Origin of the sequence: Croceicoccus bisphenolivorans (genome assembly GCF_001634625.1) — a bacterium.
GTDB classification, from domain to species: domain Bacteria; phylum Pseudomonadota; class Alphaproteobacteria; order Sphingomonadales; family Sphingomonadaceae; genus Croceicoccus; species Croceicoccus bisphenolivorans.
The window spans coordinates 1-17,223 of sequence record NZ_LRSE01000026.1; the positions used below are offsets into that span (position 1 = coordinate 1).

Below are 17,223 nucleotides of genomic sequence, written 5' to 3' on the forward strand. Positions count from 1 at the left end.
ATGGACGACTTTTACGCCGCCGTTGACAGCGGGGAGACTGGACGAGCTTGTTCAGCGGGATCGACTTGATCATGGGACACACTCCTGATTGTGAGCCCGGTGCATCGACTATCGACGCCCATTTTGGCTCAATCAGGCCAAAGCTCACTCCCCTCTGATGCGGTCGCAGCGGATCTTTTGGTGAGCCCGGTGCAATGATGAATAAATATGAGTTTGGGCGGTCCAGAACATCAGCTTGAAACGCGCGAAACAGGATAGCCGTCACTCGGATACGTAGGAGCCGAGAATGGAAGCACACGATCAGGGGTCGGTCATTCACATAGGCTTCGGTCGACGTCCGGTCTTGACGAGAGCTGCCAATTAGACTGACCGCAACTCCTGCCGTGGTAGTCAGCCGATCAGCGCCCTTAGGTTTCCCGTGATACGCCGTGCCATCGCCGGCCCATCGAGCCCGTGAATGCCGGCGAGTTCCAATACCGTGTTAGATACGTCGACCGGATGGGAGGGGCGTCCCAACATCTGTGTGAACGGACCATCGGTTTCAGTCAGCACTCGATCGAGCGGTATTGCCGCGGCGAGCGCCCTGCGGCGATGTCCTTCGAGCATCGCAAGGTTAACCGAGAAGTAGCACCCCATGTCGACGGCGCGTCGCAGTTCCGCAAGCGTGCCGGTAAACCAGTGCATGACGACCTTGCCGCGTCCCTGGGGAAAGCGAGCCTCGAGCGAGTCGAGCACGAGCTTTACCGCGCGCACGCTGTGAACCGTCAGGATTCGATCTCCGAGTTCAGCGCATCGATCCAGGATTTCGCCGAACACCTGTTTCTGCAGATCCAGCGAGCGAAAGTATCTCGGGCCCGAGTCGAGGCCGACCTCACCGACGTACCGCGTCTGGTCTACCAACTCCTTCCAGAGCGCGAGCTCGTGTGATCGCGATTCCACAAGCTGTGGGTGGAGTCCGAGCGCTGCCCTGACGAACTTCGTCGTGGACGTCAGTTGATGATTCCGCTCCCAGGCCTTCGGTGTCGTCGTGACAGCCAAGGTATAGACGGCTTCGCGCTCGCATTGGTCGATAGCGGCCTGATGGTCGGGATACAGATCAAGGTGACAATGAAAATCGACGAGCGCTGCACCGTCAACGTTGTTCAGGGCGGTCATCCGGGCGCAGCCCGGACGCCTTTCAGCAGGCGACCGACTTCGGCTAGACCGCGTCGATAGACGTCAGCGAGATCTGCAGTCTGGTGGGACACGTCGGCTAGGCTTCCGGGTTTATGAACGAGCGTTGTTGCAAGATCGGGTTTCCGCCGCATGCGCTCGATTGCGAGCTGGAAAGACCGGACCTGTATCCCCTCTGCCTTCCGCGTGTCGAGGGTGACGGATTTGAGGTCGTCGAGAATGTAGGGCGTCGGATCACGACCGAGCAGCGAGGCGCGTCGGATCAGGCACGGAAGGCAGTGTCCGCAATGCCCCTGCGGCAGTCCGAGCCAGCGCGCCTTGGCGGGTGACGAACAGGAGAGCGAACTCGCAGCAAGCTTCATCAGCAGCGCCTGCTCCGCGCACTCGGACGCCATCTCCCCCTTGGTCTTGTTCCAGTAGGGATTGATCAGAAAGCCCGAAATTCCGAGCTGGCGCAGGAGGTCATTCCAACGAGCGATATGAAAGGGATGGGTCGTTCGCGTGCTAGGGGCGCCAAGGCGGAGCTGATCCAGCGGTACGTTGAGCGCGATCAGGCCATTCTCGGGAACCTGTATCTCAAACTGGCGTCCTAGTCCGGAACCGGCAGCGGCGGCCAACGCGAAAAATAGGAAGGACCTTCCCCGCGTCGTCGACTCCGACGCGACGTCCTCAACCAACCCATTTTCAAAGGTCATCCACACGCGCAAGCGATCGAGGTCGTTGCGTTTGAAGTGCCGCTTGAGCCCCTCAAAGCATGCCTCCTGTGACGAACTGACGGCGCTCTCGCCCGCATGGCTGACAAACAGCGGCGCGTGACCCGCACTCAGCCGGTCTATCGCACCGATCAGGCTGTCGAGCCCACCCGAAAACAGGCTAATGCCGTCATATGGGATGCCGCCAAGTCTATTGTCGGGTGCAACCACGAGGGCTTGGTGGGTTCGCGGGCGCGCACGGAACCCGATTTGCCAACGATCGCCCGTAAGGAAGTCGAGCGCCCGCTTAACTGTCAGCTCGGTCGTCCGCCACATGGCTGGATCGCTGACTGGGACGACTAACCGGATTTCGCGCGTCCATCCATCCTGCGCCTCGCTAGCGCGCGAGATCCGCGTATCGGCGGCGTGAACATGTGCGGCAAGGATTAGGAGGTCTGCGCCAATCTCGCTCGGATGGAGGCCAAGCTTTCGCAAATCGTCTAGCGCATGGCCTATCCCGAATGCCAGGCCATCGGCAGGGCCGAATGCTAGCTGCGTCATCTGCTCGTCGGCTGCCTTCGGTATCCTCGTACGATCGCTTGGGCCGAGCCGGCCTACGATAAGGTGCCGGGTCACTTCTGAGACTCCTCTTCGCCGAGCGCCTCGAGAATGTCGAAGGCCGCTTGGTAGATGCGGTCGATTGTCTGTCCGAGCGCGGTTGAATCGATCGCAGCGAAGTCGATCGCTGCTTCGCTGAAGGCATCTGCGACACCGCCGAGAATGAAATCGTGGAGTTGGTCACGCACGGCTTCGGCGGCGTTGATGTCCGAGGGAACTTCGACCCCCTTTATCCCGACGTCGTTGTAGATCCGATCTTCGATTGTGTGGGCGACGTAGAGTTCGAGCACGGTCCGCATCTGTTCAGACGTAAGGTTGGCCATGTCGGTTACGCCAGCGTCGGCCAGATCAATGACGGTCTCCATGAAAGCGTCGCGTGCGATGCCCTCGTCGATCGATCCACCTTCCGGGCAGAAGTGCTCAACGAGTGCCGACAGGATTTCGGCCGCTGGCCTTCCGGCCAATCCCGCCATGTTGAGAGTCGCGAGGGCTGCTTGCAGCCCGCGCGAGCCAACGTCGCCGAGGAACCCGGCTATCCGCGCTGCGGCTCCGCGTGACGAACCCATCCTCCGAGCGGCAGAAACCGAGCCTCCCGCGGCCTGTGACACGTATTGGGATACGGCGCGTCCAAGTGCTCGGCGATCGCTACCGCCAGAACTCGCGAACTTGGTGAAGTTCCGGCGGGCACTTCGAAATCGATCTGGCATTGGCGGTGGCATGGGCGCCGGGCGTGGCGCTGGCGCACCCGGGACGGGCGGAACTCCATCTCCGTCCTGCGGTGCCGGTGCCGTCGGTGGAGCTGCGCCAGCGGTGTCGTCATCAACGAAATCAGGAACGAGTGGGTTGCCGCTTTTTGGGCCGCTGAAGGGCGTCGAGGTACCCATCAGTTCTTCACCTTACCCTTGAGCGACACAGCAGCGCTCGCCGCCATCTTGAGGGCGGCGTTACCATCCTGCTCGGCCCACCTCTTCGCGATCAGAGCAAACCGCTGGCCAGATTGCGTCGCAGTCAACGCTGCGTTCCAGCCTGAGGCCAGCCAGGGACCGCAACGGTCAGCAGGCAGCTGCTCTATGAGATCGAGCAGGCTCGGTTCGAGCGCGGGATGCGCGGTGACGAGGGCTATGATGCCGTCGATGCCCTTCGGCTTCTGCTTGAAATCCTCGTTCGACATGATCCTGGAACGGACGCCTTCGAAGACCTTGCTGGCCTCTGCGGGCACAAGTTCATTGAGCTTAGCCCCCTGCGCGCCGATCGCGACCTTGGGCAGCATTAGAATTTCCACGATGCCCTGAAGATGACCGAGCGTAGAGGCGCCGCCGAAGAAATCCTTCCGGTCGCGAGCGATGAACAGATAGGGGCGCAGATCGACGCCGATCAATTTCGGTTCGAGCTTGGCCCATTCCGTGACACGGTCATCGACCCGCCATTCTTCGAGGATTGGATCGGTCGCGGGGGCCGGTGCGGGTGTAGTCTCGGGTTTCGTCTTGCGTCGGGCAGTGCCTTCGTCGGACGCCGGCTCGGCCGCGAGTTCGATGTCAGACTCCGACGCTGGACCCGCCTCAAGCCTGTCCAAGCGCCTGCAAAAACCTTCCGGATCCCGAGCAGCGTCGTTCGCGACTTGGTCGAACAGACGCGGAATGAAGCGTTCTGCTAGCATCAATTTAGCGAGAACCGTGCGCTTAAAATCTTCGCTGAAATGTCGATTGCGAGCAGTGTGTTCGCGTAGCAAGAGCGCATTCAGGAACCGTTTGATCTGGCGCGGATTGCCGAATGTGCCTTTGGCGAGCAGAGGGCCAATCTGGTCGCTTAGGGTCAACGCTGCGACCACGGCTTGAGCTTTGTCGCCGAGATTGCCGAGGGTATCGCGCAATAACGCCGCGTCGACGCCGCCGCCCTTCCAAGGCTCGCGCAAAGCAACCCGTGCTTCAGCGATCAGCTTCGTAAAGCCGACGTGCTCCTCGCCGAGCTCTGCGCCAACTAGAAGCAACGTTACGTACGAGCGGGTCTCAACGTCGCCGAGCGCCGGAATGCGGAAAGGCACCTGGATCAGCTTCTCGAGATAATTGCGGGCGTAATCGCGCGGACCGGTGCTGTCGGGCAGTTCGGGGAAGTGCTTTCGGACGGAATACTCGATCATGGCCTCGTCGGCAGCCACGACAAAAGCTGTGTTATCGGTGAAGAGGAATAGCCGTACGGCTTCGAGCGTCTCGATCGCAGTGTCAGGAAGGCACCGGTCCAGATCATCGATCAGCACGACTAATTGATCGACCCCGGCTTTCTGCAAGAGCTCGTCGAACGCCTTCCGGAAAGCTTGAATCTCTTCCGGCACTTTCTTCGAAGAGGGCTTCAGTAGGCCTTTCGCACCTTCCGCCGCGGCGTCAAGGTTCGCCTTCGTAGCAAGTTTAGCGGGATCGGCGGCGAGTTCGTTGAGCTTGCCAACGAGGCCAGCCACTAGATCCGGAGAGGGCATACCAGTCGTCGCGGTCAACGCGAGCCCGCCGGCGTGCTTTGCGACTTTCAGCCAATCGATACGGCTAAAGATGTCCTTCACCACATCGCCGGCCTTGGTGAGCATCGGGCGCTTTTCTACCAGCGCGGAAACGATTCCCTCTATCAAAGCGATCTTGGCGTCTTCGAAGCCTTGGAACCGCCAGCCGTTAAATTTCAGGCAGACCGAATTCTCAAGGCTATCGAACTGATTCTCGATCATCTCGAGAATGCTTGATTTCCCGGCGCCCCAATCGCCGTGCACGCCAATCGTAATCGGTTTAGATGGATTATCTCGCAGCAGTGCCACGATCGACGCGGCGATCGGCTCACTATTGAGCAAATCGACCTTGGTCTCATTGTCGAACAAAAACATGTTTCACCCCCAACACCATGCTTGGACGCACCGATCGATAGGTCAAGCTGGAAACAATCATGCACAAGCCCTCTCGCTCGCTTCATAGCCGAGCGCTCAATGGTCTGGCGACATCACTATGCGTTATCCTGCCGCAACACTTCGCATCTGCTTCAACCTCAGTCGACTGTTGATGACACTCGCGTAAGGGCGGTACACCGGCTCTCGCCGTAATCCCTCTTTCAACTGAGCCTTGGGGGCGACGGCTATGTCCCCGGCCCCGTCATTGATACGCTCTATCGGCAACAATGGGCGAAAAACCGGTTCTGCCGCGCCAAACTGGCGCGCTGAACGTCCGGTATGTCAGCGGTTACCCGGATTGTCGTCAACATCGGCGAAGCTTGACCCACGAACCTTGACGAACCGCCCGCCCTCACCTATCTCACTTGTATGAGTGAGGACTGTGAAATGATTCAATACCCGATGCTGACCAACCCAACCGGCAGCGCAACGCTGGCCGGTAGCGCCATGGGACGGCAGATGCTTGCGCAGTTGATTGCGAAGACGAAGCCGGTGGCCGAGCCGACCCTTGCCTTCCTCGATTTCGCGGAAGTGGACATCGCGACGGGTTCGTTCCTTCGCGAAGCCGTTATGGGCTTTCGCGATTTCTGCCGCAACGCGGCTGGCATGATCTATCCGGTGGTCGCCAATGCCAATCCGACCATTGAGGAAGAACTGGCGACCTACCTTCGGGGCCGCAACGACGCCATTTGGGCATGTGCTCTCAGCGCCGACGGCGCAGCCACTGACCCGCACATTCTTGGGGAACTCGACGCGGGGCAGTTGAGCACCATCCACCTGATTGCCCAGCATCATCCGATTTCCGCGCCGGAGCTGGCCAAGCTCCGCCCCGATGACAAGATCGGCACGACCGCCTGGAACAACCGGCTGGCGACGTTGTCCGCCAAGGGCATGCTGAAAGAAGTGCGGCATGGCAAAACCAAACTCTTCAGCCCCGTTATGGAGGCCGTGTAATGGGTGCTGATTTCATTCGTGAACAATCCGGCCAGCCTTGGCGCAAGCGCTGGAACAAGGGGGTGGACCGCCTCAAGCAGCCTGGCCTGTTCGATGTCCGCTTCGGGTCACAGCAGCGGACCATTACGGCAGATATCGACCCCGGCATGAGCGTTCGGGCGGGCGACGAGCTGGTCGTGCAGTGTGGGTCCGGCAACGCCATGGTGTGCCGGGGGCAAAGCCGCATCGGTGCCGTCAACGGCCTGCCGTCCGACATGCGCACCACCATTACCGACTGCGGCGGCGTCGCACTCGGAATCGTCGAGCGCGTTAGCCTGTTCGGCAACAGCGTGGAGCTTCGTTTGCAATGAAGAATGCCAACAACCATTCGATGCACCGCATCGTGCGCAACTCGCAGCGCCTGTGGGACGATGCTGCCACCATGCCTTGTTCGCTGGGCTGCGTGAGCTGCGTTGATCGTCCCATCTGTGGCGGTGCGCATAACAGCGCCAGCTTCTTCGACTGTGGCGACTATTGCCGCTGCAAAGACAAGGAAGCGTGCGATTTGGTTTGCCGGGGCAACCCCAAGCAGTTTGTGGAACGCCTTCGAGAGGTCAATGGATTGGAACTCAAGAACGCGCCCCGCGCTCCAATCGTCCCCATCGAAGCGTTGCCGCCGATGGTTCCATTGATCGAGCACGCCACGGCGCGCGTCGGCACGCTCAACTCCCCGATTGTGGCGCTGCCGCTCTATGCGCTTTTGGACATCGACACGGACACGCTGCGCTATCCCAACAGGGCCGCATTGAGTCAGAAATTCGGTATCGATCCGAACGCCCGACTGGTGATTTCAGGGGTAGCACGCGACCGCAGGATCGAACGCTACTGGGCAGCGACAGACAGGGATGCCATGCTGGAGCAGTTGGCAGCCCTCGACATCGCGCTGATCACGCCCCCCAATTACAGCGTCCTGACCGATGTGCCCCGCACCGACAATATGCATGCCATGAAGCGCATCTTGCTGGCGGCGGTTGAGATGATGCAGGTTGGTCTTCCGACCGCGCTGCATGTCAACGCGCGTACCGAACGGGACTACGAGCGCTGGGCTGAGCTGATCGCCGAACGCCCGGAGATTCAATGCCTGGCCTTCGAGTTCGCGACGGGCACGGGCCGTGGCGAACGGCTGGATTGGCATGTGGCGCAGCTGACCGCGCTTGCTGCGCGCGTGCCCCAGCCGCTGGGCTTGGTGGTTCGTGGCGGTATCCGGGCACTGGAACCGCTGCGCGCAGCCTTTGCGGCGGTGACGATGATCGATACCGATGCCTTCACCAAGACCCGCTGCCGCCAAGAAGCGCAATTCCGGCACGATGGAAAGTTGGTGTGGCGCAAGCATCCAACGCCGCGTGGCGCACCAATCGACGCCTTGCTGCAACAAAACGTCGCAGCGCTTCACAGCCACCATATCATCTTGGAGCGCACCCACGCAGAGCGGCGGAGCAACGTCACTTCACGGGGTCTCCGCACGCCATATCGCGCTGATCGTCAGGCCCGCGAGGGCTGAGGTATGACTGAGCCGCTGATGCCCGTTCAGGGGGTCATTGGTTGGGCATAACGTGAGGGCATGATCACCGGAGCGGAAGCGAAGCTCGACCCGGTCTGTTACCATTGATTTGCAAAGCTGAATGAATCCCTGACCCCGTCCGCTCGAAGCGGGGAAGCGCGATACCCCTGGCCTGATTGCCTCCGTAAGCGCCGCCCCGGCATCAGGGAGGTGGGCGTATTCTGGGTTCTGCCGCAGCGTCTCAAGAACGCCTATGCCACGATCAGCCACCACAAACTCGAAAGTCCGATCCGTAACTGCATAGGCGACCAGCCCCGTTTGGGCAGCGCCACTATGCTCATAGACATTGTCCTGCATCTCACCCAATGCACCTACTAGCGATGCAACGAGCCCACTAGGAAAGCCTCTGTTTTTGGCGACATTTTCTGCATGGAGGAGCCATTGCTCCCATACCGGATCTCGGGTCTCTACAGGGTTCTCTAACGGCAGAGGAAACGCTCCGGCTCGGTCGCTGAAGCCCCCGCCGAACGGCTGGCCTGTTGCCCAAGCATCGCGAACTTTCGGGGCGAACGACCCTGCGAAGGAAACGGATGCATATTCGTTCGGAAATTGCTGAGCGGCGGCCAGTAACTCGACAAGTGGCCCAATACGCCCTGAGTTTTCGATCACAAACGAACCGTGGCCCTGCAAATGACCACGTATCGCTTCTCTGAGAAGATCGTCTACGTCCGAGAACTGCGCCTGCAACGTGTGCATCATTGCTGAGTACCACAAGGACTTGGCTCACGCCTACAAATCTTTGAGTTGAACGCAGCTCGAGGATCATGATCGGGCTCGCCTCGCCAGCGATGTGTCCGGCGACGTTGGTCACAATGTCTTCAGGCTTGTTTGCTCCGAAACTCCTCATAACGCGCCTGTCTTCAAAGCTGCGCGCGGCAGTTCTCGTTATCCCAGCGGCGATGCCCGTAGCGTCAGTGGACACCCTTGACAGCGAGCTCTATTCCAAACGGCCATGTTCCATCTCCACTGCACCAAGAAACTGCTAGATCGGATCAAACCAGAGATCGCTCAGCCCGGACAAAGCGACACCGCGCTGGGCAACTGGTATGCCACCGTCCTGTTCTGGAAGCCGCAAGTCGCTTTGATGGTTTCTGAGCGCACGCTACTTCCCGTGCTCATGCCCCTGGCCCCGACGGCCACGCTCGCTCGACGGTTCCCTGGCCAGCTAGCGCTCGTCTTGAAAGAGCACGGAGTGCCGCCCGAATTCATCGCGCAAGAAATCTGGCGGATGGACAAGGTCCAGTACGCAAAGACTGCAAACCGGAGCGTTCTGGGCATCCTCAATGAATTCGTCAAACAGGCCGAATTCTGGCTGGCCGCTTATGCCTATGAAAAGGGTGATGATGACGACCTTTTGGCGATTTCCGCCAAGCTAGCGGAGACACCGTGTAGCCCGCTGTACAAGGGCCCAGTTTCGCCGGACAAAGCCCTGCATGAGATCGTGAAGGCTCGTGCGCAGACTTGAGTCCGCTGGCCGGAGCTTTTCTCGGACATCCTACAGCCCAACTCATGCGATCAGTCAGGATCGGGGGGCAAATCGACGATGCGGAAAACAGCCCCTGATCCGGCATCACGGACAAGGTCAACGCGCTGGCCATCCCAGTGATAGTCGAGATGACGCCTCTGCAAGGGATTTGATGCGCAGTCTGGGTAGAAGAGCGCGACGCATTCCCCACCCGTATGCCGGGTGCTCGGGTAGGCAATCCCGTCCGATCCTGCTGTCCTGAGGGACTGCGCGAGCGCCTGAGATGCTGCATAGTTGTCGGGATCGAGCGCCGGAACCGGCTCCCCCGCCTGAGGCCGGAGATCATGCAGGCCTGCATCGACCGTCATGACGATCTCCCGGAACTGCGAGGTCCAACCAGGCGCTTCCTTGGTTCGTGCCATGAACCGCGCATGGTGGTGGATCGTCTCGAACAGCGCGGTCTCAAACCGGTCGCCGACATAGAGCACGCCATAACTTCCGTCGGTAAATCGGCTTGGCCGGTCAATGCTGACATGGGTGAACGGCGCCATGAGGTAGGAGGCTCCGTTTCCGCCGACGCGTCGGTTGATCGGTACCAGGTCGAGATTGCCAATCGTCGCCATAATGCGTGGATTGGTCTTCTGCTCGGCCGAGATCAGCAGCGGCCAGTCCGCGGGATCGGCGACGTCCTCGAACAGGTCGATCGGCGGAAAGACGCTGCGGATGAGCCTGACAGCGCCCTTCCACTCAACTCTAGAAACGGGGATTTCTGCTGTTTCGGTCACCAGCCACCGCGCTCGGCGTCGACGTAGCGACGCACCCGCATGATGTCGGTAAGCTCGCCTCCCAGCATCACGTCGAGCGCACTGGCTCCGCCAAACGCTTCATTCGCTGCCTTGATCCAAGTGTACCCGCGGGTCGCCTCCGAGAAGATGATGCGAAGCGCCTTGTGGATCCCCATGAGGTTGGAAAGACGCGCGCGCCCATCGCGCGAGATGCGCCCGGGGCCTTCCGCCTTCCATCGGCGATAGGAGCGCACCGGCATGTCGAGCAGCGTTGCCGCCTGCTCGTCGGTCAGTTCCCATTTGGCGAACAGGTTGATGGCTGCTCGGAACATGGCAGCTGCCTCGTCCTGGGTAATTGGATCGGGCCGGAAGGCGGTAACGGCAGTATCAACGGGTTGCAGAGCCAGCATGGGAATTCTCCATATGGCATCATATACCGTGAATAATGCCATTTGGCAAGGAACTATGCCGATGATGCCAATCTAGCAATCACGCTCCCCGCGCCCTCGATCGGCACGAAGAGCCGGGTCTGATAGCGGATGATCTCGGTAAAGCAGCCTTGGGCTTTGTACCAGTCGAGCCGACCAGCACTCCATCCCGTAAGCTCAATTCGCTGTGAGCCATTGACCAGGCTGCGTTTGACCATGAGCTGCTCGCGTCCCGCGAATTCCATGGCTCGGCCCGTCGCCAGGACGGTCTGGACGATGTCGTCGGCGGAAAGCGTTTGCTCGCGTTCCAGACCCAGCGTCCGGCACAGGTCCGGAACACAATGGAGAGGAACCTCCCGGCCAAGGAGCGACCGGCCATCCGCCGCCGAGATGCGGCTCACCCTAACGAAGTCCGAAGGCAGCTTGTCCCAGACCGGCAGCAGAAGGCCCGCCGCAAGATAGAGGCGCTCGCGCTTATGGCTGGTCCGCGCTTCCTCAACTTCGGCCGCCCAAGCTTCGCGGAAAGCGTCGACGGAAATTGCCTCCCAGCTGCTCTCAGCGAGCTGGTCCTCGGTGATGTGAGTGCGCTTCAACGGGCGCAGCAGTTCGAAGCGGGTCACGCGCGTGCCGTCATCGGCAAGAATACTGCGAGCGGGGACCAGCAGGGCGACCCGACCAGAGCGGGCATTCCGAACCGGTCGCTGCCGCTGCCCAGTGAGGCCGTGGATCTCCTCGAGCCGCTTCAACGTGAGCGGCTTCAAGGCTCTGGCGATTTCCAGTTCCAGCAGATGGGTGGTCGCGCCCGATGCCGGATCGGTGCGCAGCAGCGTGTCGGACAGGACCGTGAAGTCCTCAACCGCGATGGTCTCCAGGCCGAGATCAAGCGTGCCAGCCTGCCGGGCGGCATCGATGCGCGCTTCGACCAGTCCCATGAACTCATCGAAGATCGCGTTCTGCAGGGCAATGGGAAGCGCCAGGATGCGATTGAGCCACCGCTGGATCGACGGCAGGTCATCGATCATCGACCCGTCAGGCGCCTCGATCCGCAGGCCTGTCAGCTCCTGGAAGCGCCCGAGGCTGACCGCTTCGAGCTTGCCGGTGAACAACAGGCCGAACCAGCGATGGAGCGCCTCCTTGGCGTAGATGCTTTCGAGATTGTCGGCGGGATCGAACAGGTTCTGGCCACCGGTCTGGCGCTGTCCGCGGGTCAGAGCGCCGAGGCTGTCGAGGCGCCGAGCGATCGTCGAGATGAAGCGGCGCTCGCCGCGCACATCTGTCGTCACGGGCCTGAACAGCGGGGCCGATGCTTGATTGGTGCGATTGGTCCGTCCCAAGCCTTGGATTGCGGCGTCAGCCCGCCACCCCGGCTCGAGCAGGAAGTGGACGCGGCGAGCCTGGTTCTTCGCGGCCAGATCGGCATGGTAGCTGCGCCCGGTTCCCCCGGCATCGGAGAACACCAGGATGCGCTTGGCACCGTCCATGAATGCCTGGGTTTCGGCCACATTGGCTCGCGGCGAGCGGGATTGGAGTTTCTGGCGACCATCGCGGCCGACGATGAGCCGACGTGTGCGACCGGTGACTTCCGCCACTTTGTCAACGCCGAAGCGCTCAATGATGGCATCGAGCGCAGTAGCAATCGGCGGCAGGGCGCAGAGCTGCTCGATCATCCGGTCGCGCGCGGCAAGCGCGGAGCGGCAAAGCACAGGTGCGCCTTGCTCGTCACTCATCGGCTCGGACCGAGGGTTGCCGTTTTCGTCTGTGAACACCGCCATCAGGCGGACGGGAAAGCTCTTGGCGAGATAGTCGATCACGTATTCCCGCGGGGAGAGGTCGATCTCGAGAGCTTCGCGTTCCTCGTGAGACAGGTCGGCAAGTCGCCGATCGAGCATGGCCTCTGCCGTAGAGACGAGCTGGACGACAACAGCGTGACCGTCGGCAATCGCCGTATCGATCGCCGGCAGCAGGCTGGGGAGCTTCATCGACAGAAGCAGCTGCGCGAAGAAGCGCTGCTTGGTTCCCTCGAAAATCGACAGCGCTGCAGACTTGGCACCCGAGTTGAGCGTGCCCCCGGTCTCGCTGTCGACGATCCGCGTGGCTTCCAACGCTTCGCGCAGGTTGGCGTGGATGATCGCCCAGGCTTCGGCATAGGCATCGTAGACCGTGATCTGATCCTCGGTCAGGCAATGTTCGAGGATTTCATATTCGACACCGGCGAACGAAAGGGCCCGGGCCGTGTAGAGGCCGAGTGATTTGAGATCCCGCGCGACCAGTTCCATTGCTGCAATTCCGCCATCGCGAATGTCGGCAACGAAAGCCTCGCGATTGGCGAAGGCGGTCTCCGGCCCCCAGAGCCCGAGGCGCGTCGCATAGGCGAGGTTGTTCACGTCGGACGCTCCGGTGGCCGAAGCGTAGAGCACCCTTGCCCGGGGCAGGAGGTTCTGCAGACGCACCCCGGCAATGCCTTGCTCCGATCCCTTGACCTTGCCCCGCGATCCTTCGCCGCCAGCAGCATTGGCCATGGCGTGCGCCTCGTCGAACACGATCACGCCCTCGAAGTCATCACCCGCCCAAGCGAGGATCTGGTCGAGGCGGGTCGCATCGTTTCGACCTGACCGCAGGGTCGGGTAGGTCACGAAGAGAATGCCCTCGCGCATCGCGATCGGGGTGCCCAGCTTCCAGGACGCCAGCGGCTGGATGTCGATGGGCAGGCCGCCAAGCGCAGCCCAGTCGCGCCGAGCATCTTCCAGTAGTGCCTCGTTCTTCGAAACCCAGATATGGCGTCGCTCCCCGCGCACCCAGCGATCGAGGATGACGCTCGCAACCTGTCGGCCCTTGCCGGCACCCGTTCCATCACCAAGAAAATAGCCCTGCCGGTAGGTCTGGCCTTCCGCAGATGCCTTGAGCGAACAACCCTTGTCCTCGGGCTCTAACCGGCCGGGAAGATCGCGCACATGGGCGCTTGCCGCGTAGATCAGAGTCTCTGCTTGGGCAGCCGAAAGCAGCCCTTTGGCAACCAGACCGTTGGGAAGCTGCGGCACTGCTTCGGGCATCGGTGCGGCGATCGACCCCATGGCAACAGATTCGACGAGCGGCGTCGGATGCTCGGCCGCGCCATCGATCACAATCCTGCTCGGGCGATAGGGCAGATAGTGGCCAACCTGAGGGGCAAGCCGCGCAGGAGTTTCGAGCGACTGGTAGGTGAGCGACCCGATGGCGGAGGCTGGAGGCGTGATCCTGGCTGGTGTCGGCAACGGCCTGCGCGGCACCGCCACAAGGCGAAACGGCGCACGAGCCGGAAGGCTCGATTGCTCAGTAACAGCCTCCAAGCTGGCGCGAGCCGGCAAAGCATCGACAAGATCGACCAGCTGGCGAAAGTCGTTTGTGCGGATAGCGACAGGCTCATGGGAGCCTTCCACCTTGTCGAAGACCAACAGCCGCGTGGTGATGCCGGTGCCCTGTCTGACGAACGCGCGTTCGACGGCGGCAATGAGCCGCAGCGAGATCGGTCCCTTCAACCCCGCCAAGAACTTCGCACAGTCGAACCATTCAGGCATGATCGCGACAAGCCGCCCCCCGGACGCCAGACGGTTCCAGGCCGACCGCAGATGGCGCGAGCCAGTGCGACTATCGTGCCCTCGCTCAATGCCGTGGGAATAGGGAGGGTTCATCAGCACGACGCTCGGGATGATGGCTGGATCGAGCAGTTCGTCGATCAGCTCAGCGTCATAGCCGGTCACTCGGGCCGCAGGGAACAAGGCGCTCAGGCAGTCGCGGCGAAGCGGCGAGATTTCGTTGAGGGCAAGGCGCGAGCTGGCCTTGGCGGCCCAGACCGCGAGCATCCCCGTTCCGGCCGATGGTTCGAGCACAAGTTCGCCAGTGGCCAGCGCGCAGGCCCGAGCAGCAAGCCAGGCAAGGCGCGGCGGCGTTGCGAATTGCTGCCATTCGATCTGCTCGTCGCTGCGATTGGTTTGGGTCGGAATTCGGTCATCAAGGCAGCAGAAGAACTGATCCGCCTCGTCGATCGGGCTCGAGAGCTGGATTTGATCTGATGCTTGCAGGTGTTGAACCTGCGCCAGCTCGAGCGCAGCGTGAGCATCACGGACTGACCATGCCCCGAGTGCATCGGTTCCGCCGAAGTGGTCCGTCATCGTGCGGTTGATGTCGCTGCGCGAAAGCGCGCTGCCTGCTGCCAATTGTACCGCCATTGCTTTGGCTGCCGTCATGACAAGCGGCGGAGATGGTGGATCGAATGCGAAAGCGAGGGAAGAGTTGGACATGGGAAACCTCCTGACGAGGTCCTGCAGCGGGCAGGCCTCAATCAGCCAAAGGCCCCCTCCCCTCTGCCCAACGGCTCAGGTTTTCGGGCAAGCCGGGACTTCAGCTCATCGTTCCAGTCAAAACCGGACGAGGCCGGTGCTCGTGAGTGGATGACACGATGAGGCGCGGCGTAGGCCTTCAAAGCTCGCTTCTCGGCGAGAGCGCCACCGGCATCATTGTCGATGAACAGATGGAGCTCGCGCACGCCCTCCGGGATCGCAACAAGTCCGAAGCGCTCGTTCCCGAGCGTTGCCCAGCAAGAAATCCCGAACAGCTGCATTGCTGAAAGTGCGCTCTCGATCCCTTCGGCAAGTCCAAGACGCCCTTGCACCGGCGGCGCCAGCCTGACGGAACCAAAACCAAGGGAGCCAAGCGCACGCTTGGGCCGGTCGAAAGCGGCAAGCTTGCCGCTCTCCACGTTGAGAAACGTTCGGTGTACCGCGATTATGCCAATGTCGGACGTTACTGCGGCCAGCATCGCGGGCAGAAATTGGACAGCGCCGCGCGGCCCGAGCGGCGTACGCGCCAGGTATCGGAGTTGATCGGATGCGGGCAGAAGTCCGCGCTGCGCAAGGTATTGTGCGGCAGGGCCGTCGGAGATCGCCGTCCCCGATTGCCACAAGCGCCGCGCATTGGGACTGAAGTCGCCATGAGTTTGCCGTTCGATGGACCTGACGTCTGAGCCATTGAACAGGTCGCGGCTGCGAAAACCTTGGCGATCCAACGCCGCAATGACGTCCTCATTCAGGCATCCCGCGAAGCAATGAAACAAGATCGCCTTTCTTCCCAGCGTCACGCTTAGTGAAGGAGTTCGGTCATCATGCGCCGGGCAGCAGCACATGCCCTTGCCCCGACTCCATGTCCCCTGAAGGCTTTCGACGATGGTGCGGGCGCGGCGTTCGAGTTGATGAGCATTGTCTAACGTGGGCATCGACCTTCTCCCGATTGAGGTGCCCTCCCCGCGCAGCCTCCGCTCTGCACCAGCGCCAAACCATTTTCCTACTTCATATGTTCTTTATATGTTCTCACTCGATTCGGCTATACAGGGATCGAGAAATGACAATGAAAGCTATCTTGGTCGCAGGCTTCGCGATCACCTCTGCTACCTCCGCCAGAGCCCAGGATTTGTCCGCGCCAGCCACAATCGCAGCCGCCGTCAGTCACTCCGAAGGCATCCGGATTGCTGAAACATCGAACGGCTTCCAGCTGGTCGAGCATGGGCTATGGTCATCCCGTCAGGCCGGCCCAGCATCTGGTCTTACTGTTCCACAAAATGGCCGGGTGAACCTGCCTTACAGATACGAACCCAAGGCCGCACGTGGCCCGTCCGGCTTCAGGCGAGCAAGCTACCTTCCCCACATCTATGCGGCGGAAGCGAAGTACTCATTGCCCGCGGGCCTGCTCGATGCGCTCGTATGGACAGAATCTCGATACAACCCCTTTGCCGTCAGCCCTGCAGGCGCAGCAGGTCTTGGACAGCTGATGCCAGCCACGGCTAAAGAACTCGGGGTCTTCAATCGCTTCGATCCTATGGCCAACATCTTCGGCGCGGCGCGGTATCTGCGGCAGATGCTCGACAGGTTCGGCGTGGTTCACCTCGCGGTGGCTGCCTACAATGCGGGTCCCGGCGCTGTGGAACGCGCAGGCGGCATTCCCCGGAATGGCGAGACGCCCGGATATGTTCGAGAGGTGCTTCGACAATGGCGTTTCTAAAGATCGACCCACGATGGCCAGAGCAAGGCCCATCATCCTGCCGTTTCTAGCTGGGCGGATATGTAGCGGTTGCGAACCCCAGTGAGATTAGCCGTCTTTGACTTCGACTGGGTACTTGGCTGCAATCTGCATTACCTCCTTACCCCACAGCGCCAACGCCTCCCGTTTCTCGTTGGTATACTGGTGACGGTGATAGACCCCAGCGACGCCAGCCATAGCTGATCCTGACTGGTGATTGAGGACCGCCTCAGAAACCACCAACGGTATGCCAAGACGCTGGAGTCCGGTCGCCACCGTCCGTCGAATATCATGCATTGTGAAGTGTCCGGCCTCGTAGCCGAGCTTCTCGTCCACGCTTGCTCTGATCCGTTTCCAGGCCTTGGATAGTCCGCTGACACTGTTCGTATTGGTGACCTTCGAAGCCAACAGGATCTGGGATTGCTTGTGAGCGTCATCGGGGTCAATCCCAGCAGCCCGGAATATCTCGGTGATCACTGCAAGAGCCTGGGCGGATATTGGCACCACTGAGAACGGCGGTGCAAAATTAGACCACGG

15 protein-coding genes are annotated in these 17,223 nt (G+C 61.1%); 5 read left to right on the forward strand and 10 right to left on the reverse strand.

What is annotated here, in order from left to right; genetic code table 11:
* Window positions 1-390 precede the first annotated feature (390 nt).
* The 4 genes from qatD to qatA form a co-directional block, all read right to left on the reverse strand.
* Window positions 391-1,155 (reverse strand): Qat anti-phage system TatD family nuclease QatD, encoded by a 765-nt coding sequence (qatD, locus tag A7A77_RS16515; protein ID WP_066560914.1) that lies wholly within the window; start codon window positions 1,153-1,155, stop codon window positions 391-393.
* Window positions 1,152-2,426, reverse strand: coding sequence for a Qat anti-phage system QueC-like protein QatC (gene qatC, locus A7A77_RS16520; RefSeq protein WP_245638528.1), 1,275 nt, complete (start codon window positions 2,424-2,426; stop codon window positions 1,152-1,154). The genes qatD and qatC overlap by 4 nt, the downstream gene beginning before the upstream one ends.
* A 71-nt stretch (window positions 2,427-2,497) precedes the next feature.
* Entirely contained in the window at window positions 2,498-3,367 is an 870-nt protein-coding gene (gene qatB / locus A7A77_RS18550; RefSeq protein ID WP_066560922.1) for a Qat anti-phage system associated protein QatB, read from the reverse strand.
* Complete coding sequence (gene qatA / locus A7A77_RS16530) at window positions 3,367-5,346, reverse strand: Qat anti-phage system ATPase QatA (RefSeq protein ID WP_066560925.1); 1,980 nt, start codon at window positions 5,344-5,346, stop codon at window positions 3,367-3,369. The genes qatB and qatA overlap by 1 nt, the downstream gene beginning before the upstream one ends.
* 462 nt (window positions 5,347-5,808) lie before the next feature.
* On the opposite strand from qatA, the gene A7A77_RS16535 reads away from it, so the two are divergent.
* From A7A77_RS16535 to A7A77_RS16545, 3 genes are read left to right on the forward strand one after another with little or no spacing between them, the layout of a single operon-like run.
* On the forward strand, window positions 5,809-6,360 hold the full coding sequence (locus A7A77_RS16535) for a hypothetical protein (protein WP_082836214.1): 552 nt from the start codon (window positions 5,809-5,811) through the stop codon (window positions 6,358-6,360).
* Window positions 6,360-6,710 carry a hypothetical protein gene (locus A7A77_RS16540; RefSeq protein WP_030540636.1) on the forward strand — a complete coding sequence of 117 codons (351 nt, stop codon included), beginning with the start codon at window positions 6,360-6,362 and terminating at the stop codon, window positions 6,708-6,710. Before A7A77_RS16535 ends, A7A77_RS16540 begins: the two co-directional genes overlap by 1 nt.
* The gene (locus A7A77_RS16545) at window positions 6,707-7,900 is read left to right on the forward strand and encodes a DUF4417 domain-containing protein (protein ID WP_066560928.1); all 1,194 of its coding nucleotides are present in this window, start codon (window positions 6,707-6,709) and stop codon (window positions 7,898-7,900) included. Before A7A77_RS16540 ends, A7A77_RS16545 begins: the two co-directional genes overlap by 4 nt.
* Here the strand turns inward: A7A77_RS16545 and A7A77_RS18060 are convergent.
* A complete protein-coding gene (locus A7A77_RS18060; RefSeq protein ID WP_156500647.1) occupies window positions 7,847-8,659 on the reverse strand; it encodes an ATP-binding protein in 813 nt (270 codons plus the stop codon). The two genes, A7A77_RS16545 and A7A77_RS18060, sit on opposite strands and share 54 nt — an antisense overlap.
* Window positions 8,660-8,912: 253 nt before the next feature.
* Here A7A77_RS18060 and A7A77_RS16550 point away from each other — a divergent pair, with 253 nt between their 5' ends.
* Complete coding sequence (locus tag A7A77_RS16550) at window positions 8,913-9,425, forward strand: DUF6933 domain-containing protein (RefSeq protein ID WP_066560931.1); 513 nt, start codon at window positions 8,913-8,915, stop codon at window positions 9,423-9,425.
* Window positions 9,426-9,475: 50 nt separating this feature from the next.
* Here A7A77_RS16550 and A7A77_RS16555 read toward each other — a convergent pair whose 3' ends face one another.
* Genes A7A77_RS16555 through A7A77_RS16570 form a run of 4 tightly spaced genes read right to left on the reverse strand, consistent with a single transcriptional unit; the run spans window position 9,476 to window position 15,886 of the window.
* Window positions 9,476-10,210: an RES family NAD+ phosphorylase gene (locus A7A77_RS16555; RefSeq protein ID WP_066560934.1), complete on the reverse strand. Its 735-nt coding sequence runs from the start codon at window positions 10,208-10,210 to the stop codon at window positions 9,476-9,478.
* The gene (locus tag A7A77_RS16560; RefSeq protein WP_066560936.1) at window positions 10,207-10,620 is read right to left on the reverse strand and encodes an MbcA/ParS/Xre antitoxin family protein; all 414 of its coding nucleotides are present in this window, start codon (window positions 10,618-10,620) and stop codon (window positions 10,207-10,209) included. The genes A7A77_RS16555 and A7A77_RS16560 overlap by 4 nt, the downstream gene beginning before the upstream one ends.
* A 53-nt stretch (window positions 10,621-10,673) precedes the next feature.
* Window positions 10,674-14,915, reverse strand: a complete 4,242-nt coding sequence (locus tag A7A77_RS16565) for a strawberry notch family protein (RefSeq protein WP_066560939.1) — start codon at window positions 14,913-14,915, stop codon at window positions 10,674-10,676.
* Between the two features lie 41 nt (window positions 14,916-14,956).
* Window positions 14,957-15,886 (reverse strand): DUF7146 domain-containing protein, encoded by a 930-nt coding sequence (locus A7A77_RS16570; protein WP_066560942.1) that lies wholly within the window; start codon window positions 15,884-15,886, stop codon window positions 14,957-14,959.
* Between the two features lie 125 nt (window positions 15,887-16,011).
* On the opposite strand from A7A77_RS16570, the gene A7A77_RS16575 reads away from it, so the two are divergent.
* Window positions 16,012-16,668, forward strand: a complete 657-nt coding sequence (locus tag A7A77_RS16575; protein WP_066560951.1) for a lytic transglycosylase domain-containing protein — start codon at window positions 16,012-16,014, stop codon at window positions 16,666-16,668.
* An 87-nt stretch (window positions 16,669-16,755) separates the two neighbouring features.
* Here the strand turns inward: A7A77_RS16575 and A7A77_RS16580 are convergent.
* On the reverse strand, window positions 16,756-17,223 hold a 468-nt coding region (locus A7A77_RS16580), incomplete at its 5' end, for a tyrosine-type recombinase/integrase (RefSeq protein ID WP_156500648.1).

Bases quoted from the DNA above. Each gene is read 5' to 3' on its own strand.
- qatD (WP_066560914.1), bottom strand. From the start codon at position 1,155: ATGACCGCCCTGAACAACGTTGACGGTGCAGCGCTCGTCGATTTTCAT.
- qatC (WP_245638528.1), bottom strand. From the start codon at position 2,426: ATGACGCAGCTAGCATTCGGCCCTGCCGATGGCCTGGCATTCGGGATA.
- qatB (WP_066560922.1), bottom strand. From the start codon at position 3,367: ATGGGTACCTCGACGCCCTTCAGCGGCCCAAAAAGCGGCAACCCACTC.
- qatA (WP_066560925.1), bottom strand. From the start codon at position 5,346: ATGTTTTTGTTCGACAATGAGACCAAGGTCGATTTGCTCAATAGTGAG.
- A7A77_RS16535 (WP_082836214.1), top strand. From the start codon at position 5,809: ATGCTGACCAACCCAACCGGCAGCGCAACGCTGGCCGGTAGCGCCATG.
- A7A77_RS16540 (WP_030540636.1), top strand. From the start codon at position 6,360: ATGGGTGCTGATTTCATTCGTGAACAATCCGGCCAGCCTTGGCGCAAG.
- A7A77_RS16545 (WP_066560928.1), top strand. From the start codon at position 6,707: ATGAAGAATGCCAACAACCATTCGATGCACCGCATCGTGCGCAACTCG.
- A7A77_RS18060 (WP_156500647.1), bottom strand. From the start codon at position 8,659: ATGATGCACACGTTGCAGGCGCAGTTCTCGGACGTAGACGATCTTCTC.
- A7A77_RS16550 (WP_066560931.1), top strand. From the start codon at position 8,913: ATGTTCCATCTCCACTGCACCAAGAAACTGCTAGATCGGATCAAACCA.
- A7A77_RS16560 (WP_066560936.1), bottom strand. From the start codon at position 10,620: ATGCTGGCTCTGCAACCCGTTGATACTGCCGTTACCGCCTTCCGGCCC.
- A7A77_RS16565 (WP_066560939.1), bottom strand. From the start codon at position 14,915: ATGTCCAACTCTTCCCTCGCTTTCGCATTCGATCCACCATCTCCGCCG.
- A7A77_RS16570 (WP_066560942.1), bottom strand. From the start codon at position 15,886: ATGCCCACGTTAGACAATGCTCATCAACTCGAACGCCGCGCCCGCACC.
- A7A77_RS16575 (WP_066560951.1), top strand. From the start codon at position 16,012: ATGACAATGAAAGCTATCTTGGTCGCAGGCTTCGCGATCACCTCTGCT.